Source organism: Janibacter sp. DB-40, assembly GCF_029510815.1.
In the GTDB taxonomy this organism is placed as follows: domain Bacteria; phylum Actinomycetota; class Actinomycetes; order Actinomycetales; family Dermatophilaceae; genus Janibacter.
The window spans coordinates 2,436,244-2,457,812 of sequence record NZ_CP120360.1; the positions used below are offsets into that span (position 1 = coordinate 2,436,244).

General features: G+C 72.7%; 23 protein-coding genes, 1 pseudogene and 1 riboswitch. Of the genes and pseudogenes, 10 read left to right on the plus strand and 14 right to left on the minus strand.

Annotation, left to right across the window (positions count from 1 at the left end; genetic code table 11):
- Window positions 1–41 precede the first annotated feature (41 nt).
- The 6 genes from ribH to sucC all read right to left on the minus strand — a co-directional run bounded on the left by ribH (window position 42) and on the right by sucC (window position 6,085).
- Window positions 42–506: a 6,7-dimethyl-8-ribityllumazine synthase gene (ribH, locus tag PVE36_RS11570; RefSeq protein ID WP_277452493.1), complete on the minus strand. Its 465-nt coding sequence runs from the start codon at window positions 504–506 to the stop codon at window positions 42–44.
- Window positions 503–1,750, minus strand: a complete 1,248-nt coding sequence (locus tag PVE36_RS11575) for a bifunctional 3,4-dihydroxy-2-butanone-4-phosphate synthase/GTP cyclohydrolase II (protein WP_277452495.1) — start codon at window positions 1,748–1,750, stop codon at window positions 503–505. The genes ribH and PVE36_RS11575 overlap by 4 nt, the downstream gene beginning before the upstream one ends.
- Window positions 1,747–2,358 (minus strand): riboflavin synthase, encoded by a 612-nt coding sequence (locus PVE36_RS11580; RefSeq protein ID WP_277452496.1) that lies wholly within the window; start codon window positions 2,356–2,358, stop codon window positions 1,747–1,749. The genes PVE36_RS11575 and PVE36_RS11580 overlap by 4 nt, the downstream gene beginning before the upstream one ends.
- Window positions 2,358–3,521, minus strand: a complete 1,164-nt coding sequence (ribD, locus tag PVE36_RS11585) for a bifunctional diaminohydroxyphosphoribosylaminopyrimidine deaminase/5-amino-6-(5-phosphoribosylamino)uracil reductase RibD (protein ID WP_277452497.1) — start codon at window positions 3,519–3,521, stop codon at window positions 2,358–2,360. The genes PVE36_RS11580 and ribD overlap by 1 nt, the downstream gene beginning before the upstream one ends.
- A gap of 133 nt (window positions 3,522–3,654) precedes the next feature.
- A riboswitch (FMN riboswitch) is annotated at window positions 3,655–3,788 on the minus strand.
- Between the two features lie 206 nt (window positions 3,789–3,994).
- Window positions 3,995–4,885 carry a succinate--CoA ligase subunit alpha gene (gene sucD, locus PVE36_RS11590; RefSeq protein ID WP_277452499.1) on the minus strand — a complete coding sequence of 297 codons (891 nt, stop codon included), beginning with the start codon at window positions 4,883–4,885 and terminating at the stop codon, window positions 3,995–3,997.
- Window positions 4,886–4,903: 18 nt separating this feature from the next.
- On the minus strand, window positions 4,904–6,085 hold the full coding sequence (sucC, locus tag PVE36_RS11595; protein WP_277452502.1) for an ADP-forming succinate--CoA ligase subunit beta: 1,182 nt from the start codon (window positions 6,083–6,085) through the stop codon (window positions 4,904–4,906).
- A gap of 165 nt (window positions 6,086–6,250) precedes the next feature.
- On the opposite strand from sucC, the gene PVE36_RS11600 reads away from it, so the two are divergent.
- Both PVE36_RS11600 and PVE36_RS11605 read left to right on the plus strand, forming a co-directional pair.
- On the plus strand, window positions 6,251–7,177 hold the full coding sequence (locus PVE36_RS11600) for an alpha/beta fold hydrolase (protein ID WP_277452505.1): 927 nt from the start codon (window positions 6,251–6,253) through the stop codon (window positions 7,175–7,177).
- 124 nt (window positions 7,178–7,301) lie between these two features.
- Window positions 7,302–8,141, plus strand: coding sequence for a M23 family metallopeptidase (locus PVE36_RS11605; protein ID WP_277452506.1), 840 nt, complete (start codon window positions 7,302–7,304; stop codon window positions 8,139–8,141).
- A gap of 4 nt (window positions 8,142–8,145) precedes the next feature.
- Here PVE36_RS11605 and pcrA read toward each other — a convergent pair whose 3' ends face one another.
- Together pcrA and PVE36_RS11615 are read right to left on the minus strand one after the other, a co-directional pair.
- Window positions 8,146–10,614: a DNA helicase PcrA gene (pcrA, locus tag PVE36_RS11610; RefSeq protein ID WP_277452509.1), complete on the minus strand. Its 2,469-nt coding sequence runs from the start codon at window positions 10,612–10,614 to the stop codon at window positions 8,146–8,148.
- A 146-nt stretch (window positions 10,615–10,760) separates the two neighbouring features.
- Window positions 10,761–11,375, minus strand: coding sequence for a class I SAM-dependent methyltransferase (locus PVE36_RS11615; RefSeq protein ID WP_277452511.1), 615 nt, complete (start codon window positions 11,373–11,375; stop codon window positions 10,761–10,763).
- A gap of 66 nt (window positions 11,376–11,441) precedes the next feature.
- Between PVE36_RS11615 and PVE36_RS11620 the strand changes: the two genes are divergently transcribed.
- From PVE36_RS11620 to PVE36_RS11630, 3 genes are read left to right on the plus strand one after another with little or no spacing between them, the layout of a single operon-like run.
- Window positions 11,442–12,035 carry a GNAT family N-acetyltransferase gene (locus tag PVE36_RS11620; RefSeq protein ID WP_277452512.1) on the plus strand — a complete coding sequence of 198 codons (594 nt, stop codon included), beginning with the start codon at window positions 11,442–11,444 and terminating at the stop codon, window positions 12,033–12,035.
- A gap of 20 nt (window positions 12,036–12,055) precedes the next feature.
- Window positions 12,056–13,006 carry a non-homologous end-joining DNA ligase gene (gene ligD / locus PVE36_RS11625; protein WP_277452513.1) on the plus strand — a complete coding sequence of 317 codons (951 nt, stop codon included), beginning with the start codon at window positions 12,056–12,058 and terminating at the stop codon, window positions 13,004–13,006.
- Window positions 13,007–13,015: 9 nt separating this feature from the next.
- On the plus strand, window positions 13,016–13,492 hold the full coding sequence (locus tag PVE36_RS11630; protein WP_277452515.1) for a YbaK/EbsC family protein: 477 nt from the start codon (window positions 13,016–13,018) through the stop codon (window positions 13,490–13,492).
- A gap of 2 nt (window positions 13,493–13,494) precedes the next feature.
- Here the strand turns inward: PVE36_RS11630 and PVE36_RS11635 are convergent, their stop codons facing one another.
- Together PVE36_RS11635 and PVE36_RS11640 are read right to left on the minus strand one after the other, a co-directional pair.
- The gene (locus tag PVE36_RS11635; RefSeq protein ID WP_277452517.1) at window positions 13,495–13,821 is read right to left on the minus strand and encodes a TfoX/Sxy family protein; all 327 of its coding nucleotides are present in this window, start codon (window positions 13,819–13,821) and stop codon (window positions 13,495–13,497) included.
- Between the two features lie 108 nt (window positions 13,822–13,929).
- Window positions 13,930–14,391, minus strand: coding sequence for an SRPBCC domain-containing protein (locus PVE36_RS11640; RefSeq protein ID WP_277452518.1), 462 nt, complete (start codon window positions 14,389–14,391; stop codon window positions 13,930–13,932).
- 127 nt (window positions 14,392–14,518) lie between these two features.
- Between PVE36_RS11640 and PVE36_RS11645 the strand changes: the two genes are divergently transcribed.
- The 3 genes from PVE36_RS11645 to PVE36_RS11655 all read left to right on the plus strand — a co-directional run bounded on the left by PVE36_RS11645 (window position 14,519) and on the right by PVE36_RS11655 (window position 17,389).
- A complete protein-coding gene (locus tag PVE36_RS11645) occupies window positions 14,519–15,349 on the plus strand; it encodes a uracil-DNA glycosylase (protein ID WP_277452521.1) in 831 nt (276 codons plus the stop codon).
- Between the two features lie 23 nt (window positions 15,350–15,372).
- On the plus strand, window positions 15,373–16,362 hold the full coding sequence (locus PVE36_RS11650; RefSeq protein ID WP_277452523.1) for a quinone oxidoreductase: 990 nt from the start codon (window positions 15,373–15,375) through the stop codon (window positions 16,360–16,362).
- A gap of 142 nt (window positions 16,363–16,504) precedes the next feature.
- The gene (locus PVE36_RS11655) at window positions 16,505–17,389 is read left to right on the plus strand and encodes a hypothetical protein (RefSeq protein ID WP_277452525.1); all 885 of its coding nucleotides are present in this window, start codon (window positions 16,505–16,507) and stop codon (window positions 17,387–17,389) included.
- A 118-nt stretch (window positions 17,390–17,507) separates the two neighbouring features.
- Here the strand turns inward: PVE36_RS11655 and PVE36_RS11660 are convergent, their stop codons facing one another.
- The 4 genes from PVE36_RS11660 to PVE36_RS11675 form a co-directional block, all read right to left on the minus strand.
- A complete protein-coding gene (locus tag PVE36_RS11660; protein WP_277452527.1) occupies window positions 17,508–17,843 on the minus strand; it encodes a hypothetical protein in 336 nt (111 codons plus the stop codon).
- Between the two features lie 42 nt (window positions 17,844–17,885).
- Window positions 17,886–18,527 carry an NUDIX domain-containing protein gene (locus PVE36_RS11665; protein ID WP_277452529.1) on the minus strand — a complete coding sequence of 214 codons (642 nt, stop codon included), beginning with the start codon at window positions 18,525–18,527 and terminating at the stop codon, window positions 17,886–17,888.
- The gene (locus PVE36_RS11670; RefSeq protein WP_277452530.1) at window positions 18,524–19,078 is read right to left on the minus strand and encodes a glycosyltransferase; all 555 of its coding nucleotides are present in this window, start codon (window positions 19,076–19,078) and stop codon (window positions 18,524–18,526) included. Before PVE36_RS11670 ends, PVE36_RS11665 begins: the two co-directional genes overlap by 4 nt.
- A 189-nt stretch (window positions 19,079–19,267) precedes the next feature.
- Window positions 19,268–19,696 (minus strand): glycosyltransferase family 4 protein, encoded by a 429-nt coding sequence (locus PVE36_RS11675; protein ID WP_277452531.1) that lies wholly within the window; start codon window positions 19,694–19,696, stop codon window positions 19,268–19,270.
- Between the two features lie 55 nt (window positions 19,697–19,751).
- Between PVE36_RS11675 and PVE36_RS11680 the strand changes: the two are divergent.
- A pseudogene (locus tag PVE36_RS11680) lies at window positions 19,752–20,521 on the plus strand (PIG-L family deacetylase).
- Window positions 20,518–21,567 (plus strand): lysylphosphatidylglycerol synthase transmembrane domain-containing protein, encoded by a 1,050-nt coding sequence (locus tag PVE36_RS11685; protein ID WP_277452533.1) that lies wholly within the window; start codon window positions 20,518–20,520, stop codon window positions 21,565–21,567. Before PVE36_RS11680 ends, PVE36_RS11685 begins: the two are co-directional and overlap by 4 nt.
- Window positions 21,568–21,569 lie beyond the last annotated feature (2 nt).

Sequence of the window (21,569 nt, forward strand, 5' to 3'; positions counted from 1 at the left end):
CTGAGGCGCGGGTCACGCGTCGGGCGGCCCCGTGGGGCCCCTCAGGAGCGGCGCAGCAGCAGTGCCGTCGCCACGGCCGCCTCGGCGGCCTCGCGTCCCTTGTCCTCCCTCGAGTCGGGCAGGCCCGCACGGTCGAGCGCCTGGGCCTCGTCGTCGCAGGTGAGCAGGCCGAAGCCGATGGGCGTGCCGGTGTCCACCGCCACGCGGGAGAGGCCGTCGGTGGCCGCAGCGCACACGTAGTCGAAGTGCGGGGTGCCCCCGCGGATCACGACCCCGAGGGCGACGACGGCGTCGTGGGTCGCGGCCAGTGCCGAGGCGACGACGGGCAGCTCGAAGCTGCCCGGGACGCGCACGACCTCGGCCGTGATGCCGGCGTCGCCGAGGGCCGACTGCGCCCCCGCGACGAGACCGTCCATGACGACGGTGTGCCAGCTCGAGGCGACGACGGCGACCTTCAGGTCCCCCGCGTCGGCGATGTCGATGCTCGGTGCGCCGTGCCCGCTCATGTCGTGCTCCTGTCCTGGTTGTCGGCCGGCAGCCACGGCAGGTCGTGGCCCATCCGGTCCCTCTTGGTGCGCAGGTAGCGCAGGTTGTCGTCGGTGATCCCGGCCGGCAGCGAGATGCGGCCGGCGACCTCGATGCCGAGGGCGCCGAGCGCCTCGACCTTGGCCGGGTTGTTGCTCAGCAGCTGCAGCCGGGTGACCCCGAGCTCGCGCAGCACCTGCGCCGCGTGGGTGTAGTCCCGGGCGTCCACGGGCAGCCCCAGGTCGGAGTTGGCGTCGACGGTGTCGGCACCCGCGTCCTGCGCGGCGTACGCACGCAGCTTGTCGACGAGACCGATGCCCCGCCCCTCGTGACCGCGGACGTAGACGATGACGCCGGCGCCCGCCTCGACGATGACGCGCTGGGACGCCTCGAGCTGGGGGCCGCAGTCGCAGCGCAGGGAGCCGAAGACGTCCCCGGTGAGGCACTCGCTGTGCACGCGTACCAGCGGGGTCCCGGTCGTGATGTCGCCGTGGACGAGCGCGATGTGCTCGCTGCCGTCGATCCCCGAGCGGAACCCGTGCGCGGTGAACTCACCGTTGGCCGTGGGCAGACGGGTCGTCACGACCGGCTCGATGAGGGCCTCGGTGCGACGGCGGTGCTCGACGAGGTCGGCGATGCTGACCAGCGGCCAGCCGCGCTCGTCGGCGAGGCTGCGCAGGGAGGGCAGACGGGCCATCGACCCGTCCTCCTCGACCACCTCGCAGATGACGCCGGCCGGGGCGCGTCCGCCGAGGCGGCACAGGTCGACCGCTGCCTCGGTGTGGCCGCGTCGCACGAGCACGCCACCGTTGCGGGCGCGAAGGGGGAAGACGTGGCCCGGTCGGGCGAGGTCGCTGCGCACCGTGGTCGAGTCGGCGAGCAGCTGCGCGGTGCGGGCCCGGTCGGCGGCACTGATGCCGGTCGTCACGCCCCGGGCGGCGTCGACGGAGACGGAGTAGGCGGTGCCCTTGGAGTCCTCGTTGATCGCGGTCATCGGGGGCAGCGCGAGCCGGTCGAGCTCCTCGCCGGTCATCGCCACGCAGATCACGCCGCTGCCGAGGCGCACGGTCAGCCCCATCAGCTCGGGGGTCGCGGCGTCGGCGGCGAAGATGATGTCGCCCTCGTTCTCCCGGTCGGCGTCGTCGACGACGAGCACCGGCCCGCCCGCGGCGATCGCCGCGATCGCGGTCTCGACGTCGTCGAGCAGGTCCTCACGCCAGTTCATCGGTTCTCTCCCGTGTCGAGTGCGAGCATGCGGTTGACGTACTTGCCGAGGACGTCGACCTCGACGTTGACCCGGTCGCCGATCCCCTTGCGGCCCAGCGTGGTCAGCTCGAGGGTGGTGGGGATCAGGGCGACCTCGACGTAGTCCTCCCCGACCGCCGAGAGGGTCAGGCTGACACCGTCGAGGCAGATCGACCCCTTCTCCACGACGAAGGGGGCGAGCTGCGGGTCGAGGGAGAGGCGCACCTCCTCCCAGCGGTCGCCGGGACGGCGCCCGAGGATGGTCGCGGTCCCGTCGACGTGCCCCTGGACGAGGTGGCCGTCCAGGCGGGCGCCGAGGACCATCGCCCGCTCGAGGTTGACGGCGTCACCGACGGCGAGGTCGCCGAGGCCGGTGCGGCGCAGGCTCTCGGCCATGACGTCGAAGGTGACCTCGCCCCCCTTCGCCTCCGTGTCGGTGACGGTGAGGCAGGCGCCGTTGACGGCGATCGAGGCCCCGTGGGCCGGGTCGCTCGTGGTGAGGTCGCCGCGGACGGTGATCCGGCTGGAGTCGGCGCCCTGCTCGATGGCGACCACCTCCCCGAGCTCCTCGATGATCCCGGTGAACATCAGTGGTCCCTTCTCACGGTGGCGGTGATGGCGACGTCGTCGCCGAGGCGGGTGACGTCGGTGGTGGTGAGGCGCAACGCCTCGGTGATGGTCGTGATGCCCGCGTCCTGCAGGACGGCGCTCCCGCTGCCGAGCAGCACCGGGGCGACGTGCGCGACGACCTCGTCGACGAGGTCGGCCGCGACGAAGGAGCCCGCGAGGTGGGCTCCGCCCTCGAGCAGGACGGACCGGACGCCGCGCTCGTGCAGGGCGGCCAGCACCGCGGGGAGGTCGAGGCCGCCGTCCCCCGCGGGGAGTCCGGGAGCCCCGGTGCGCGCGGAGGGGGAGTCGTGCGCGGGGAGCGGGGCCCGGCGCACGGCGAGCACGTCGACGCCGGCGGCGAGGAGGTGGTCGGTGTCCGCGCCCTCGGCCACGACGACGAGGGTCGGCGCCGCGTCGTCGAGGACCCGGGCGGTCAGGGGGATGCCGGCCGTGGAGTCGAGCACCACCCGGAGCGGCTGGACGGCGTCGGCGACGTCCCGGACGGCCAGGTGCGGGTCGTCCGCGCGCAGCGTCCCGCCACCGACGAGGACCGCGTCGCTGCGGGCTCTCAGCCGGTGGACCTCGGCGCGGGCCTCGGGGCCGGTGATCCACCGGCTCGTGCCGTCGGAGGCGGCAGTGCGCCCGTCGAGGGTGGCGGCGAGCTTCCACGTGACGTGGGGGCGGGCGTGTGCCATCGCGTGCAGCCAGGCCCGGTTGACGTGCTCCGCCGCCTCACGGCCGGCGCCGACCAGCACCTCGACGCCGGCGTCGCGCAGCTCCTGCGCTCCACCGCCCGCGGTGGCCGTCGGGTCGGGCACGGCGATGACGACACGGGCCACCCCTGCGGCGAGCAGCGCCTGAGTGCAGGGGCCGGTGCGGCCGGTGTGCCGGCACGGCTCGAGGGTGACGACGGCGGTGCCGCCGCGGGCCCGCTCCCCCGCCTCACGCAGGGCGTTGACCTCCGCGTGCGGCCCCCCGGCGCGCTCGTGGAGGCCCTCGCCCGCGACCCGGCCGTCCGCGTCGAGGACGACGCACCCGACGACGGGGTTGGGGCTGGTGCGGCCGAGGGCACGGGCGGCCAGGTCGACGGCACGCGACATGGCGGCGTCGACCTCGGCTGCGTGGCCGAGCGGCTGGCTCATGGGGCCCTCTCGTGCTCTGACGCGAGCCACGAGGGCGAGGGAGACACGTCCTGCGACGTGACGGTGTGCACCGGGAGATCGACTCGTCGACCTCGACCGCACCGGTGGAGGTCCACGCAGCACGGCGGCGCCACCGCGTGCTGCCTCCCATCCGGACTTTCACCGTCGGTGCTGGAGTTCCACCAGCTCGGCTCCCCCTCCGTGAGGACGAGGAGTTCGCGGACTGTCACCGCCGGCTCGGACTTTCACCGACCCCGGAGCACGCGTACGACGTTCGTTCGTACGCTTCCGAGGATACCCCGCCCGCCCGCGATCGCGGCACGTGGGTCCGCTCACAGGCGCTCCGTGGGGGCCCAGCCGGCCGCGAGGGCCCGCAACCGGGATCCCGTCAGCATCCGCGCCGGTACCCGCGGACGACGAAGGGGGCCGACGACCGCGTGGTCGTCGGCCCCCTTCGAGGCTCGGGCCAGGTCCTACTTGCTCAGGCCCTGCATGATCTCGCGCATGAGGTCGGCGGTCGCGGACGGCGTCTTGCCGACCTTGACGCCGGCGGCCTCGAGGGCCTCCTTCTTGGCGGCGGCCGTGCCCGACGAGCCGGAGACGATGGCGCCGGCGTGGCCCATCGTCTTGCCCTCGGGAGCGGTGAAGCCCGCGACGTAGCCGACGACGGGCTTGGTCACGTGCTCCTTGATGTAGTCGGCTGCGCGCTCCTCGGCGTCGCCGCCGATCTCGCCGATCATGACGATCGCGTCGGTCTCGGGGTCGTTCTCGAAGGCCTCGAGGCAGTCGATGTGCGTGGTCCCGATGACCGGGTCGCCGCCGATGCCGACGCCCGTGGAGAAGCCGAACTCACGCAGCTCGTACATCATCTGGTACGTGAGCGTGCCCGACTTCGACACCAGGCCGATGCGGCCGGCGCCGGCGATGCTCGCCGGGATGATGCCGGCGTTGGACTGGCCGGGGCTGATCAGGCCGGGGCAGTTCGGTCCGATGATCCGGGTGGCCTTGCCCTTGCTGTAGTTGTAGAACTCCGCGGAGTCCTTGACCGCGATGCCCTCGGTGATGACGACCGCGAGGCCGATCTCGGCATCGATGGCCTCGACGACGGCGGACTTGGCGAAGGCCGGCGGCACGAAGATGACCGACACGTCCGCGCCGGTCTCCTTCATCGCGTCGGCGACGGAGCCGAAGACGGGGACGGACTGGCCGTCGGGGAAGTCGACGCTCTGGCCGGCCTTCTTGGGGTTGACGCCGCCCACGACGTTGGTGCCGGCGGCGAGCATGAGCGTGGTGTGCTTCATGCCCTCGGAGCCGGTCATGCCCTGGACGATGACCTTGGAGTCAGCGGTGAGGAAGATTGCCATGTCTGTTCTCTACGTCCTTTACTTCGCGGCCAGCTCGGCGGCCTTGCGGGCAGCGCCGTCCATGGTGTCGGCGATGGACACCAGCGGGTGGTTGAACTCGGCGAGGATGCGCCGGCCCTCTTCGACGTTGTTGCCGTCGAGACGGACGACGAGGGGCTTGCTGGCGCTGTCGCCGAGGGTCTTCAGGGCACCGACGATGCCGTTGGCCACCGCGTCGCACGCGGTGATGCCACCGAAGACGTTGACGAAGACGGACTTGACCTGCTCGTCGCCCAGGATGACGTCCAGGCCGTTGGCCATGACCTCGGCCGAGGCACCGCCACCGATGTCGAGGAAGTTGGCCGGCTTGGCCGCGCCGCCGGTGTGGTCCTCGCCCGCGTAGGCGACGACGTCGAGGGTGCTCATGACCAGGCCGGCGCCGTTGCCGATGATGCCGACGTTGCCGTCGAGCTTGACGTAGTTCAGCCCCAGCTCCTTGGCCTTGGCCTCGAGCGGGTCGGTCGAGGCGGTGTCCTCGAGCTCGGCGTGGTCGGGCTGGCGGAAGTCGGCGTTGCCGTCGAGGGTGACCTTGCCGTCGAGCGCGATGATCTCGCCCTGCTCGGTCTTCACCAGCGGGTTGACCTCGACGAGGGTGGCGTCCTCGTCCCGGTAGACGACCCACAGCTTCTTGATCGCGTCGGCGATCTTGGCCTGGTCGGCGGCCTCGAAGCCCGCGGCCTCGACGATCTCCTTCGCCTTGGCGTCGTCGATGCCGACGTTCGGGTCGACGGCGATGCGGGCGAGCGCCTCGGGACGCTCCACGGCGAGCTGCTCGATCTCCATGCCGCCCTCGACGGAGCACATGGCGAGGTAGGTGCGGTTGGCCCGGTCGAGCAGGATCGAGAAGTAGTACTCCTCGGCGATCTGCGCGCCCTGGGCGATCATGACCTTGTGGACCGTGTGGCCCTTGATGTCCATGCCCAGGATGGCCTCGGCGTGCGCCTCGGCCTCGTCCACGGTCTTGGCGACCTTGACGCCGCCGGCCTTGCCACGGCCTCCGGTCTTGACCTGGGCCTTGACGACGGTGACGCCGCCACTCTTCTGGCCGATGGTCTCGGCGGCGGCTCGCGCCTCCTGCGGGGTGGTGGCGACGGCGCCGGCAAGAACCGGGACGCCGTGCTTCTCGAACACGTCGCGTGCTTGGTACTCGAAGAGATCCACGAGGGTGATTCCGTCCTCTGCTGTGGTAACGGGGTGCGGGTCGAGACTAGCGCCCGGGGAGAGACCACGGCACGTCCGGTCCATCCCGGGCGGTTGAAGCGTCCATCACGGACCGGTCTCAGCTGTTGCGCGCGGTGGTGAACACAGGGTTACCTTGCGGTCACCATGGCTCTGCAGCAGGCATCGACGAAGAACGCCGAGGAGAGCAGCGAAGCGGCACCGGCGCCGCACTCGCTGCGCACCGGCGTGTGCCAGCAGGTGCGGCAGATGGCCACCGTGCAGGCGGCGGTCTTCGCCGCCGTCGAGCTCGTCTGGGCCTCGACGCACCTCTCGCTCTATCCCTTCGGCGCCCGGCGCCCGCGCCACGGCCCGGTCGGTCAGGGCTACCGCATCGAGCACCTCTCACCCATGCAGCGCGGGATGTACGTCTCCGGCGTCACCGAGCTCGGGACACCGATCCTGCTGCTGCACGGCCTGGCCGACAACCACTCGATCTTCACGCTGCTGCGGCGCGGACTCCTGCGCCGCGGCTTCTCCCAGGTCTTCGCGATGAACTACTCGTTCCGCACCAAGGACGTGCGCACCCTCGCCATCCAGCTGGCCGAGGAGATCGAGGCGATCGTCGAGGAGACCGGGTACGAGCGCATCCACGTCGTGGCACACAGCCTCGGCGGAGTGATCGCCCGCTACTACGTCACCCGCCTCGGTGGCGACGAGCGCGTGCACACCCTCGTCACGTTGGGGTCCCCGCACTCCGGGACCCTCCTGGCGCACATCGCCCCGACCCCGCTGGGCCGCCAGCTGCGGCCGGCCAGCCCGCTGATGAGGGAGCTGAACCAGCCGGCCCCGGGGTGCCGGACCCGCGTGGTCGCCTTCTGGTCCGACACCGACGAGGCGGTCATCCCCGCAGTCAACGCCTCCTTGGAGCAGGAGGGCGTCACGACGACGAACGTCCGGCTGCGCGGCGTGGGCCACGTCTCGCTGCCGATCCTGCCGAGCGTCGTCCACCGCATCGCCCGCAGCCTGACCCAGCTGGACAGCGACGGGGACCCCACCGCGTCGGTGACGCACATCTCACCGCACTCGGCCTGATCCGGCGGCGATCCTCCGGCGGATCCCGGCCGAGAGCGGGACCCCAATTTCGCGTAACGAAATGGTCACGCTAGGGTTTTCGGAGATTTGTCCGCGATTTCCCTGCCGAGGACGACGCCTTTCCATGACTGAGTACACGGGTCGACACCGTCCTCCCACACGCGCCGAGCGGCGTGCGATCGAGCGCCGCTCCCGCCTGCCCAAGAGCTTCTCCCCCGCCTACGCGCTGCCGACCGCTGCCGCCGTGACCCTGGCGCTCACCGCCGTCGGAGCCACCGCTGCCCAGTCCTCCCCGTTCTCGGCCGAGGTCACGCAGCAGGCCGGCGACACCCTCGGCGCGAGCACGATGCTCGAGGACCCACAGCTGACCAAGGCCGTGCGGACCGAGGTCGCCGCCGCCTCCCGTGACTCCTCCGGCCTGTCCGAGCGCCGCCGCGCGGTCTCCGACGACGTCGTCGCCAGCCAGGTCAGGGCCGAAAGGGCCCAGGAGCGCGCCGACCGGGACAAGGAGCGCAAGGAGCTCGCCGAGAAGAAGGCCGAGAAGGAGAAGGCGGAGAAGGAGGCCAGGGAGGCCGCTAACGCCTGGGCACGCCCCCTGGCCAGCGGATCGCTCAGCTCCGGCTACGGCTTCCGGTGGGGACGGATGCACAGCGGTCTCGACTACGGCGCGGCCGTGGGCACCCCGTTGCGCGCGATGGGCAAGGGCACGGTCATCGGTGCCGGTCCGATGAGCGGCTACGGCATCTACATCGACGTCGAGTACGCCGACGGGACCGTCTCCCGCTACGGGCACCTCTCCTCGGTCGCCACCTCGGTCGGCCAGCAGGTCGCGCCGGGCGAGACCGTCGCCTACTCCGGCAACACCGGTCGCTCGACCGGTCCGCACCTCCACCTCGAGATCCGTCCCGGCGGCGGCGAGCCGGTCGACCCGACCGGCTGGCTGACCGAGCGCGGGATCCTCTGACGCCTCAGATCTTCTCCAGCGGGGCGTAGCGCAGCAGCAGGCGCTTGACCCCGTCCTCTCCCCCGAAGTCGACGTGTGCCATCGCCTTGTCGCCGGCACCCTCGACGCGCACGACCGTCCCGAGACCGAAGCTGTCGTGGGTGACCTTGTCGCCGTCGGCCAGCGCGATGATCGGCCGGTTGCCCGGTGAGCGCACACCGGGCCGGGCCGCCAGCCGGGCCACGGCGGGCTCGCGCCCGGGACCGCGCGAGCCACCCAGGCCCCCGAGTGGCGGACCGGTGCGCTCCCACCGCACCAGCTGCTCCGGGATCTCGTCGAGGAAGCGCGAGGGCGGGTTGTACTGGGGCGTGCCGAAGGCGCTGCGCACCGCGGCCCGCGACAGGTGCAGGCGCTCGCGGGCCCGGGTGATGCCGACGTAGGCGAGCCGGCGCTCCTCCTCCAGCTCCTTGGTGTCGCCGAGGCTGCGGCTGTGGGGGAAGGTGCCGTCCTCCATGCCGGTGAGGAAGACGACGGGGAACTCCAGGCCCTTGGCCGTGTGGAGCGTCATCAGGGTGACCACCCCCTGGTCGGTCCCGGCCTCGGCACCGTCCCCGTCGGCGGGCTCGTCAGGGATCTCGTCGGCATCGGCGACGAGGCTCACCTGCTCGAGGAAGTCGTCCAGGCTGACCACCTCGCCGGTCGCCTCCCGGGTCGCGTCGAACTCGCGCGCGACCCCGATGAGCTCGGCGAGGTTCTCCAGCCGCGTCTCGTCCTGCGGGTCCCGGCTGGCCTGCAGCTCGGCGACGTAACCGGTGCGCTCGAGGACCGACTCGAGGAGGTCACCGATCCCCCCTTCGCTCTCGTGCTGCTCCCGCAGGCCCTCGAGGAGCGAGGTGAAGCCCGCGATCGACTTCACCGACCGGGTGGCGATGCCCGGCGCGTCCTCGGCGCGGCCGAGGGCGGCGACGAAGGGGATGCGCTCGCGCTCGGCGAGCTGTCCGACCGCGAGCAGCGCGCGGTCGCCGATGCCTCGCTTGGGGACGTTGACGATCCGGCGCAGGTTGACCGTGTCGGCGGGGTTGGCGAGGACGTGGAGGTAGGCCAGCGCGTCCTTGACCTCGCGCCGCTCGTAGAAGCGGGTGCCGCCGACGACCTTGTAGGGCAGGCCGACGCGGACGAAGACCTCCTCGATGGCCCGCGACTGCGCGTTGGTCCGGTAGAAGACGGCGACGTCCCCCGGACGGACGCCGTGCTCGTCGTGCAGCTCGTCGATGGTCTTGGCGACGAAGGAGGCCTCGTCGTGCTCGTTGTCGCCGACGTAGCCCACGATCTGCTCGCCCGGGCCCGCCTGCGTCCACAGGTCCTTCTTGCGGCGGGACTCGTTGCGCTCGATGACGGCGTTGGCGGCGGTGAGGATCGTCTGGGTCGAGCGGTAGTTCTGCTCGAGCATGATCGTGCGGGCGTCCGGGTAGTCCTGCTCGAACTCGATGATGTTGCGGATCGAGGCGCCGCGGAAGGCGTAGATCGACTGGTCCGCGTCACCGACGACGACGAGGTCGCTCGGCTCGACCGCCTTGGGATCGCGTCCCGCCGGGTCGTCGTGGCCCCCCACGAGCTCGCGCACCAGCTGGTACTGCGCGTGGTTGGTGTCCTGGTACTCGTCGACGAGCACGTAGCGGAAGCGCCGGCGGTAGTGCTCCGCGACGTCGGGGAAGGCCTGCAGGATGTTGACCGTCGTCATGATGATGTCGTCGAAGTCCAGGGCGTTGGCCTGGCGCAGCCGGCGCTGGTACTCGCTGTAGACCTGCGCGAGGGTGCGGTCCTGCGGGGTCCCGCCGGTCTGGGCGTCCTCGTCGATCGAGACGCTGCGGGCGAACTCCTCCTCGTCGACCAGCTCGTTCTTCAGGTTGCTGATGCGGTGGCCGAAGGACCGCGGCGGGAATCGCTTGGGGTCCAGGTCGAGGTCGCGCATGACGAGCGCGACGAGTCGCTGGCTGTCGGCGGCGTCGTAGATGGAGAAGTTGCTCCTCATCCCCACCTTGGTCGCCTCGCGGCGCAGGATGCGCACGCAGGCGGAGTGGAAGGTCATCACCCACATCGCCCGCGCCCGCGGGCCCACGAGCTCCTCGACCCGCTCACGCATCTCGGCGGCGGCCTTGTTGGTGAAGGTGATCGCCAGCACCTGACCGGGCTGGGCACCACGGGTCGCCAGCAGGTGCGCGATGCGGTGGGTGAGCACCCGGGTCTTGCCGGAGCCGGCACCGGCGATGATCAGCAGCGGTCCGCCGTCGTGGACGACGGCCTCGCGCTGGGCGTCGTTGAGGCCGGCCAGGAGCTCCTCGTGGTCCACCTCGTGGGGCGCGCGGTGGTGGGCATGGGCGGCGCGGGTGGGACCCTCGTCGGACATCGCCCAGGTGGGCACTCCGGAGTCGGTCACCTCCCGGGTCCAGTCGCCGGGCAGGGCATCGGGGAGGTCGTCGAAAAGGCTGCTCATGTCGCCCTCCAGCCTACGTCGCGGGGGTGACACCCCCTTCGCTCCCTCCCGGGCCCCGGCTCCCTCGCCGACCCCCGCTCGCTGTCCGCGGACCCCCGGTGCGCGCGCAGCGGGCACCGGGCGCGGTGAGCCCCCCGTCGTCGGCCTCAGGCGTGCGCGGTCCCGAGCGAGAGCGCACCGAGGGGTCGCGGCGCGTCCGGCATGTAGAAGTGGTCGAGCTCGGCACTGGTGAACCCGGCCGCCTCGAGCATCACCGCCGGCTGCCGCGTGAGGTGGCACCCGCCGGCCACTCGCTTCTGGATCGGCTCCAGCCGGCGCTGCCACCGGCGCACGCCCGCGTCGGGGGCGAGGCCGTGCTCGACGACGTGCAGCGTGCCCCCGGGCCGGAGCACGCGCCGCACCTCCTCCAGGGCCGCGACCGGGTCCGGGATCGTGCACAGGGACCACGTCACCAATGCCGAGTCGACGGTGTCGTCGGCGAGCGGCAGGTGCTGCCCGTCCTGCCCGGTCCGCTCCACCGGGAGTCCGCTGGCCGTCACCCGGTCGGCGGCCAGGCGCCAGGCCAGGTCGCTCGGCTCGACCGCGTGCACCCGGGTGACGGCCGGTGGGTAGAACGGCACGTTCAGTCCCGACCCGAAGCCGATCTCGAGCACCTCGCCGTGCAGATCGGCGCACACCCGGCGCCGGTGCGGCTCCGTCGCCGCGATGCCGCACGACCGGTCGACCAGCCGCGGCAGGACGTGATCACGATAGAGGCCCACGGGCCACACTCCCTTCGCTCAAAACCCCCAGTGTGGCACCGCGCCGGCGCGACATACGATCGACGGATGGCCCAGATCGTTCGCCCCGACGCCCGCTACCAGCGCTCCTACCTCGCCGCCCACGACGAGTTCGACGGCGCGCACCGCGACGGTGACGGCGACTGGGAGCAGGCCGCCGACCCGGCCACGGGGTTCGCGGGGTTCGCCTTCACGCGGGAGGGGCTGGAGGACCCGGACGAGTTCCGGCGCTTCGTGCGCGACCGGCGCGCCGCCGAGCTGCCGGAGACACCGCGGCCGAGCGGCCACGTCCCGTGCACCTTCCTGTGGATCGTCGGCGACGACGACGAGTACCTCGGCTCGATCGCGCTGCGGCACGAGCTGACCGACGTCCTGCTCGAGCAGGGTGGCCACGTCGGCTACTCGATCCGCCCCTCGGCCCGTCGACAGGGCCACGCCACCACGGCCCTGCGCCAGACGCTCGAGCTGGCCGGCGAGATGGGGATGGACCGCGTGCTCATCACCTGCGAGGAGGACAACGCCGCCTCCCGCACGACGATCGAGCGCGCCGGGGGCGAGTACGAGGACTCGCGCGCCGGCAGACGCCGCTACTGGGTGCCGACGATCGCGACCGACCGTCCCGCAGGCGCCGTCATCGGGTGAGTCGGGCATACGCTCGGTCCATGGCCAAGGAGCACGGCGAGGACGTCCACCTGACCGTGGGCGAGCGCGAGGTGCGCATCTCCAGCCCGGACCGCGTGTACTTCCCGGCCCGCGGCGAGACCAAGCTCGACCTGGCGCACTACTACATCGCCGTCGGCGAGGGGATCCTGCGGGCGCTGCGCGACCGGCCGACGATGCTGCACCGCTACCCCAAGGGCGTCGCCGGCACCAAGGTGCACCAGAAGCGACTGCCGAAGGGCGCCCCGGACTGGGTCTCGACGGTGCGCCTGCACTTCCCCCGCTACGACCTGCACGCCGACGAGCTGTGCCCCACCGAGCTGGCCGAGATCATCTGGGCCGTGCAGATGAGCACGGTCGAGCTGCACCCCTGGAACGTCCGGCGCGACGACGTCGACCGACCCGACGAGTGGCGGATCGACCTCGACCCCATGCCGGACGCCCCCTTCGCCCGGGTGCGGCGGGTGGCCGGGGTGTGCCGCGAGGTGCTCGACGAGCTCGGGATGGTGGGCTACCCCAAGACCTCTGGTGGTGGCGGGCTGCACGTGTACGTGCGGGTCGAGCCGCGGTGGGAGTTCGCGGAGGTGCGAAGGGCGGCGCTCGCCTTCGCCCACGAGGTGCAGCGGCGGGCGCCGGAGGACGTGACCACGGAGTGGTGGCGCAAGGACCGCGACCCCTCGGCGGTCTTCGTCGACTACAACCAGAACGCCCGCGACCACACGATCGCGGCGGCGTACTCGGTGCGCGGCAACCCGGAGGGGACGGTCTCGACGCCGATCACGTGGGACGAGGTCGAGGACGTCGAGCCGGCGGACTGCACGATCGCGACGGTGCCGGAGCGCGTCGCGCGCCTGGGTGACCTGCACGCGTCGATCGACGACGCGGCCCACGACCTGACCCCGCTGCTCGAGTGGGCCGACCGGGACGAGATCGTCGAGGACGGGGGCTCCTAGGATCGGCCCATGGTCACTTCGTCGCACCCCGCGGTGGACCGGGTCGTCGCCGCGCTCGCCGAGCACGACCTGCGCCCCGGGATCGTCTGGCTCGACGACGCCGTCACCACCGCGCCGCTCGCAGCCGCCGCCCTCGGCGTGGAGGTCGGGCAGATCGCGAACTCCCTCGTCTTCACCCTCGACGCCGAGCCGCTCCTCGTCCTCACGTCCGGGGCGCACCGCGTCGACACCGAGTGGCTCGGCGAACGCCTGGGCGGCACCATCGCGCGAGCGTCCAAGGAGACCGTCCGGGCGGCGACGGGCCAGGTCATCGGTGGCGTCGCTCCCCTCGGTCACCCCGCCCCCGTGCGGACCGTCGTCGACACCGAGCTCGACCGCTTCGACGAGGTGTGGGCGGCAGCGGGGCACGCCCGGACGGTCTACCCCACGAGCTTCGACCAGCTGGTCAGGGTCACCGGAGGGCAGCCGAGCCCGGTCGCCCCCTGAGGTCAGCGACGCAGCGCCGCGTCGACCCAGTGCGCCAGGCCGGCGTCGTCGGTCACCGCGTCCGGTGAGACGTCGATCCAGCTGTCGCTCATCTCCCGCCTGCCCATCCGCGCCGGCTGGGCGTACCAGTGCCCCGCCCCGGTCAGCAGCGCCTCGGTCTCGGCGGGGTCGCACCGCACGAGCAGCCCACCGCCGTCACGGGCACCGAGGACGATGGCCCCGCCGACGAGGAAGATCAGCGAACCGAACATCCGCTGCTCCTCCCAACCGATGCCACGGTCGTGGAGCGCGGTGCGCACCCGCTCCGCCAGCTCCTCGTCGATGGCCATGGGCCCAGCGTGCCACTGCCCCACGGCGCCGGGATGCGCAGCGCCCCCGTGGTGGTGTCTGGACGCCCGACTCCATGGCCCCTGCCGACGCGGGCGGCCGTCGGCCGCTCACGGTGCTGACCCGGCACCTCCGCGCGTCACCGCCTCGGCGCGGGCCTTGAGGGCGACGTTCATCGCCCGGAACCCCGCGCGGGTGCCCCCGTCGAGGCTCTTCCTCAGGAGCGGCACCAGGATGCCGGTGAAGCTCTCCGACTGGATCAGTCGAGTGCCGTCGCCCTGGGGGACGAGCACGAAGCGGTGGCGCCCGTCGAACAGGCCGGGCAGGCCGAGCCTCCCGAGCCACTCGAAGGCGCGGTCCTCGTCGACCTCGGTGACCGTGGGCCTGAAGGTCATCGCCTTGCCGCCGGGCGGCTCGAGCCGGTTGACGAGCCGCTCACCCGTGGCGACGGTGCCCGTGGCGGAGGTGATGAAGGGATTCCAGTCGGAGTAGCCGCCGAGATCGGTGAGGATGCCCCACACCCTCGCTGGTGGGGCATCGATCTCGATCTCCGTGTGCAGGTGGTGCGCCATGTCGGTCCTCCGGTCGATCTGCTCGTGTGCTGATCATGCTCCTGCGAGGGTGCGTCGTGCCGGTTTTGTGCCACGGCTTCCCCGAGGAGCATCCGACTGCCCTGCAACCGCTGGCTATCGTGGGCGGGTGCCTGAACCAGTCCGCCTCCCCCACCCGGTGACGGGTGCCCCCTTCGCCTCGCCGGTGGAGCCGGGGACCGGGTGGCCGGACGACCCCGCCACCGAGGGGACCCCCGTGGCCCGCACCGCCGCGCAGGTGCGCCGGTTGGCGAAGGGAGCGCTCGGCGACACCGAGCTCGGCGCCCGCATCTCGGTGTGCCGCGCGTGCCCGCGCCTGGTGACCTGGCGGGAGGAGGTCGCCCTGACCAAGCGAGCCGCCTTCACCGACGAGCCGTACTGGGGTCGTCCGGTGCCCGCAGCCGGGCCCGTCGACGCCCCCGTGGTCATCGTCGGCCTGGCCCCCGCCGCGCACGGCGCCAACCGCACCGGCCGCAACTTCACCGGCGACCGATCCGGGGACTGGCTGTACGCGGCTCTGCACCGCGCCGGCTACGCGAGCCAGCCCCGGTCCTGGGCCGCGGGCGACGGGCTGACGCTGGACGGCGTGCGCATCATCGCCCCTGTGCGCTGCGCCCCGCCGCAGAACAAGCCGACCACGCAGGAGAAGCGCACCTGCGCGCCGTGGCTCGACGCCGACCTCGCGCTCAGCGCACCGCACGTGCGCTCGATCCTGTGCCTCGGCTCGATCGGGTGGGACACGACGATCGCCGGGGTGCGCCACGCCGGGTGGGAGGTCCCGCGGCCGAAGCCGAGGTTCGGGCACGGCGCCCGCGCCACCCTGCGCACCCCCGAGGGTCGCGAGGTCGCGCTCGTCGGCAGCTACCACGTCAGCCAGCAGAACACCTTCACCGGCAAGCTCACGCAGGCGATGCTCGACGAGGTCATCGCCTCCCTGTGACCCGCGTCTCCTATCGTGAGGGCATGACCACCACCACTGCGCTCGTCGTCACCCGCCACGGAGGACCGGAGGTCCTCGAGGTCCAGGAGCGTGAGGTGCCGGCACCGGGCCCCGGTGAGGCGCTCGTCGAGGTCGCCGCGGGCGGGGTGAACTTCATCGACGCGTACCAGCGTGAGGGCATCTACCCGACCGATCCGCCGTACGTGCAGGGCTTCGAGGCCGCCGGGACCGTGCGGGCCGTCGGCGAGGGGGCCGCCGTCGCCGTCGGGGACCGGGTCGCGTGGTCGATGACCATCGGCCTGCACGCCGGCACGGTGCTCGCCGACTCGGAGAAGCTGCTGCCCGTCCCCGACGGCGTCGAGCTGGAGACGGCCGCCGCCGCGACGCTGCAGGGCATGACGGCGCACGCGCTCGTGACCGACGTACACCGCGTCGAGGAGGGCACGGTCGCCCTCGTGCACGCCGCCGCCGGCGGGGTCGGTCAGCTGCTGACCCAGATGATCGTCAACCGGGGCGGCCACGTCATCGCCACCGCCGGGTCGGCGGCCAAGCTGGAGATCGCCCGCTCGCGCGGCGCGCTCGAGACGATCGACTACTCCGAGGTCGAGGACCTGTCGGGAGCGGTCCGGGAGGCGGCCGACCGCCTCGGTGCGGCGAAGGGGGTCCACGTCGCCTACGACGGGGTCGGCAAGGCGACCTTCGACGAGTCGCTGGCGTCGCTGCGTCCCCGCGGGACCATGGTCCTCTTCGGTGGCGCGTCCGGGCAGGTGCCCCCCTTCGACCTGCAACGACTCAACGCCGGCGGGTCGCTCTACGTCACCCGTCCGAGCCTGGCGCACTTCATCGCCGACCGGGAGGAGCTGATGGTGCGCGGGCGTGAGCTCTTCGAGGAGGTCGACTCCGGCAGGCTCGACATCGCCATCGGTGGGCGCTACCCCTTCGCCGAGGCGGCCGAGGCCTACCGCGCGCTGGAGGGCCGGGCGACCACCGGGAAGCTGCTGCTCATCCCCTAGGCCCCGTGCGTGTCGCGCGGCAGTTCGGTGGGCGAGCGACGAGCACATGCGGGTTCGGCACCTCGCGGGCGGCGAACTGCCGCGTGACACACCCTGTGGAGAACGCCGAAGTGAATGGGCCGCGAGTTGCAAGGCTGCAGCCATGAGCGTCATCTCCCTCCATCTGGCCCAGTCCGGGGGCACGGCCACGCGCACCGAGCTGCTCGACGTCGTCACCGCCGGGACGCTGAAGGCCGCGCTGGGGAGGGGCGAGGTCGTCAGGCACCGGCGCGGTGTGTACGGCATGCCACTGGCGGAGCCGGCCGAACGGGTGGCCTCGATCGGGGCGGTGCTCAGCCACCGCAGCGCTGCGCTGCACCACGGACTCAAGGTGCTGCACGCGCCCGACCCTCCGGAGGCGGTCATCTCCCGTCGTCGGAGCCTGCCGGTACCCGAGGACGTAGACCTTCGCTTCCGGTCCCTGGACCCCGACCTCCTCGACGGTCCGGCGACGACCGTCCTGCAGACGGTCATCGACTGCGCCCGAGACCTGTCGCTGCCGGAGAGCCTCAGCGTCGCCGACTCCGCCCTGCGCTCGCAGGCGCTCACCCGCGCGGACCTGGACCGTGCGGCCACCGTGCTCCCCCGTACCGGACGAGCCCGTGCGACCCGGGTGCTGCAGCTGGCCTCCGGCGACGCGGCCAACCCCTTCGAGTCGGGGCTCCGCGCTCTGGCGATCGACGCGACCGACGAGCTCTGGACTCCTCAGGCGCCGATCACGCTGCGCGACGGTCGCGTGCTGCACGCCGACGTGGGCGCGGACGGGCCCCGCGTCGCGCTGGAGGCCGACAGTCACGAGTTCCACGCGTCACGCGGGGACATCGTGCGCGACTGCCACCGCTACAACGAGATGACCGTCGCCGGGTGGGTGGTGCTGCGCTTCGCCTGGGAGCACGTGATGTTCCATCCCGAGTGGGTGCGGGAGGTCATCGCGTGGGTGGTGCGCCAACGGGTGGGCGTGTCGCGCGGCAGTTCGTTGTCCGCGTGACGTGGTCGGGCCACATGGTGGTTGTGTTCGCGGTGAACTGCCGCGTGACACGCGGTGGTCAGACGCCCGACGGGCCGGCCCCGAGTGGGACCGGCCCGTCGGGCGTGACTGCCTCAGCTCACCACAGGAAGGCGATGAGCGCGTTGACCACCGCGAGCGCGGCTGCGACGAGCGCGAGGGTGCGGCCGTTCTCACCGCGCTTGCTCCGGCCGTTGCCGATCTCGGCGCAGGCGAGGACGGCGAGCATGATGACGAGCTTGGTACCGATCTTGGCGTGGTTGACCGGGTCGTCACCCGCCTCCGCGATCCCGGTGAGCCCGAGCCCGAGGAGCAGCTGGATGCGGGCGCCCCAGGTCTGGATGACGTGCACGCGGCCGGCGACGAAGGGGGCGACCACGATGGCCAGCATCGCGAGCATGTGGAGGATGTAGAGGACGAGACGCAGGGCTTCCATGCCCACACCCTAAGTGGGCCGAGGAGGTTCCCCGAATCCCGCTCAGCGCCCCGCATCCACCCGCACGTGCGGCAGTGCCATCCCGATCATCCACGTCTGCGGCAGGGCCTCGAGCCCGTCGATCGGCACCCACGCCGCGTCCTCCGTCGAGCCGTCGACCTCCACGACCCGGGGCCGCGTCGGCTGCCGGCAGTGGGCCCGGTAGATCAGCCGCACGGCGTGGAAGTCCTCGTCCGCGCCGGCTGCGTACCAGTGCTGGGACTGGACCTGCACGAGCTCGTCGACGACCACGCGCTGCCCGGTCTCCTCGTGGCACTCGCGCACGACTGCGTCCAGCGGCTCCTCCCCCGGCTCGACACCTCCGCCGGGCAGGGTCCACAGCCCGGCTGCGCCACGGATCCAGTCGGCGAGGCGGGACATGAGCAACCGGTCCTCGTCGACGACGACCGCGTAGGCCGCGACACGCTGGTGGACGCGTGTCGCGTGCTGCCCCTGACCGATCGGCACCGGGGCGCTCGGCTCGTCGAGCGCCACGCCGTCGTAGTGCACCTCGATCCGTCCGTCGGCGCCGAGTGCCGCGTGCACGGGGTCCCCGGCCCAGCCGTTCTCGGCGAGCAGGTCCACCGGGTCCTGGCCGTGGCGCAGCGGCCAGCGCCCGTCCCCGGCCACGACGACGACGCTCATGCTCCCGCCCGTCGGTACTCATCCAGGACGAGGTCCACGACGTGCTCCCACGTCTGGCTCGGCGGCGTGCTGACGTTGTGCCCCGCGATGCGGGTGCGCAGGGTCGCGTCCGCGCCGAGGCGCACGAGCGCGTCGGTGAGCCCGGCGTCGTCGGCGGCGAGCAGACCGCTGACCCCGTCGGTGACGACCTCACCCACCCCGGAGTCGGCGCGCGCGACGACGGGCAGCCCGGTGGTCCGTGCCTCCAGGGCCGCGATGCCGAAGGCCTCGAGACGCGTCGGCGAGAGGTAGACGTCCGCATCGCGGTAGTGGCGCGCGAGCTCGCTGCGTGGGACCGTCCCCCGCCACCGGACGACATCGTCGAGTCCGAGCGCGGCGCTGCGCGACTCCAGCAGCGTGCCCATCGGGCCCTCACCGAAGACGTCGAGCACCACGCCGCCCGGCCCGAGCCGGGCGTGCGCGTCGGCCACCACGCGCAGCAACGCCCCCACCCGCTTGCGGGGGCCAGCCGGGTCGCGGTGACGACCCGGAGCGGCCGCGTCGTCGGCCACACCGGTCCGACCGGCCAGGCCCGGGGGTCGATGCCGTTGGGCACGACGCCCACGGGCACGCCCGGGATCGCCTGGTGCACCCCTTGGCCGCGAGCTCCGAGACCGCGGACAGCACGGCGCCCTGCCCCGTCCACGTCCGCAGTGCCGGGCGCAGCACGGCTGCTCCCTTGTCGAGCACGCAGTGGAAGGTCAGTGCCGTGGGCATCCCCAGCCCCGTGGCCACCCGGGCCATGTCCCACCCGAAGGGGAGACCACCCCCAGGTGCACGTGCGCCACGTCGAATCCGTCGTCCTGCAGCCGGCCCCGCACCACCGGTGGCGCCATCGGGTTGACCGGCAGGTCACCCGGCAGGTGGAGCGCCATCCGGTGCACCGGCACTCCGTCGACCTCCTCGACGACCCCGCCGCGCTCCCCCTTCGCCCCACGGGTCGCGGTGAAGACCTCGACCTCGTGCCCGGCGGCCCGCAGCCGCACGGCAAGGTCGCTCACCTGCGACTCGATCCCGCCGGTGCGCGGGGGTAGCAATCCGAGAGCAGGGCGACCTTCACGCTCCCCAGAGTGCCACGCGGGGCGTGTGGGACAGTTCTTCTCGATGGACCCATCAGTCTCGCGCCGCACCCTCGTGGTCCTCCACGCGCACCCCGACGACGAGGCCCTGCTGACCGCCGGCACGATGGCCCGGGCCGCGGCCGAGGGTCACCGGGTCGTCCTCGTGGTCGCCACGGACGGAGCGCTCGGCCTGACCGACGAGGCCACCTACGGGGCGAAGGGGAAGCCCTCGCCTCGACCCGTGGCCGCGAGCTGGTGGCGAGCGCCGCCGCGCTCGGGGTCGCCCGCACCGTGGCACTCGGTCACGCCGACAGCGGCAGCGGCGTGGAGGTCCCTCCCGACCCCCCGGGTGGCCGCCGGTTCGTCCGGGTGCCCCTGGACGAGGCTGCGGAAGCAGTCGCCACGGTCCTGCTGGAGGAGGGGGCCGATGTCCTGACGACCTACGACCCCAACGGCGGGTACGGCCACCGTGACCACGTGCGCGTGCACGAGGTCGGGTCCCGGGCCGCCGAGCTGGCCCGCGAGCGCGGCCTGCCGGTGACGGTGCTGTGGGCGACCGTCCCGCGCGACCTGCTCTGTCGTGCCATCGACCTCGTCGCCAGGATCTACCGCTTCCCGCCCGAGTTCGATCGCGCGGGCTTCGACCGGGCCTTCTGCGCCACGGCCGAGATCACCCACCGCATCCCCGTGCGCCGCTTCGCGGGGGCCAAGCGAGCCGCGATGCGCGCCCACGCCAGCCAGGCCGCCGACACCGGCGGCGGCGACCGCACCCTCGGGATGCTCGGGCGCATCCCCCGCCCCCTCTACGACCTCGTCTTCCGCCGGGAGTGGTTCGTCGACCCGGCGGCACCGGCGGGCACGACGCGCACCGATGTCTTCGAGGGGCTGGCATGAGCACGACCACCGACCGTCGGCGCACGGTCCGCCGCGTCGTCCAGGTCGTCCTCGGCCTCGGCCTCGCGGTGGTCCTGCTGTGGTGGGGCCTGCCCTTCTTCGCGCAGACCACCTGGGGCGAGGTCGGCGACGTGCTCGCGGGGGTCTCACCGTGGAAGGCGGTGCTCTACACCGGCTTCATCGTCGCCGGCCTGTACTGCTACACATTCGTGATGACCGGGGCCATGCCCGGGCTGAGCCACCCGCGGGCCCTGATCCTCAACGTCTGCGGCTCCTCCGTCTCGAACCTGCTTCCCGGCGGTGGCGCCGTGGGGCTGGCCGCCACCTACTACATCGCCAAGTCGTGGGGGTTCACCGTCACGAGCGTGACGACGATGGCGGTCGTCACCGGGGTGTGGAACGTCCTCGCCCGCGCCGCGCTGCCGGTGATCGCGATCATCGGCCTGTCCTGGGGCGCGGTGGACCTGCCGCCCTCGATGCGGGAGGCGGCCTGGGCCGCGATCGTCACCGGCGCCGTCGTGCTGGCGCTCTTCGTCATCGCGGTCGTCACCGATGCGGGTGCCCGGAGCGTCGGGCGGGGACTGGACCGACTGGTGCGCCTCGTCCGGCGCGGGCACACCGACGCGGCCGAGCGCGGCCTGACCGGGCTGCGGGCGCAGGTCGCGGAGACGGTGCGCACCGGGTGGTTGTCGATGACCCTGGGCATGGTCGGTTTCTTCGGTCTGTACTACGTGCTCTTCCTGCTGTGCATGTCCGCCACGGGGGTCGAGCTGCCCTTCGGACAGCTCTTCGCGGCGTACGCCATCGGGCGGCTGCTCACCGCGGTCGGGGTCACGCCGGGCGGGCTCGGGGTCACCGAGGCCGGCACCGTGGCGGCCCTCGTCGCCTGGGGCGCCGACCCGGCCGCGTCCATGGCCGGGGTGGTGATCTTCTCGATCTTCACCCACCTGCTCGAGGTCCCGCTCGGGGCGATCGGGTGGGTCGCGTGGAGCGTCATGCCCCGGGCCAGCCGGGAGGAGATCGCCCAGGCCGCCGCCGGGAGCTGACC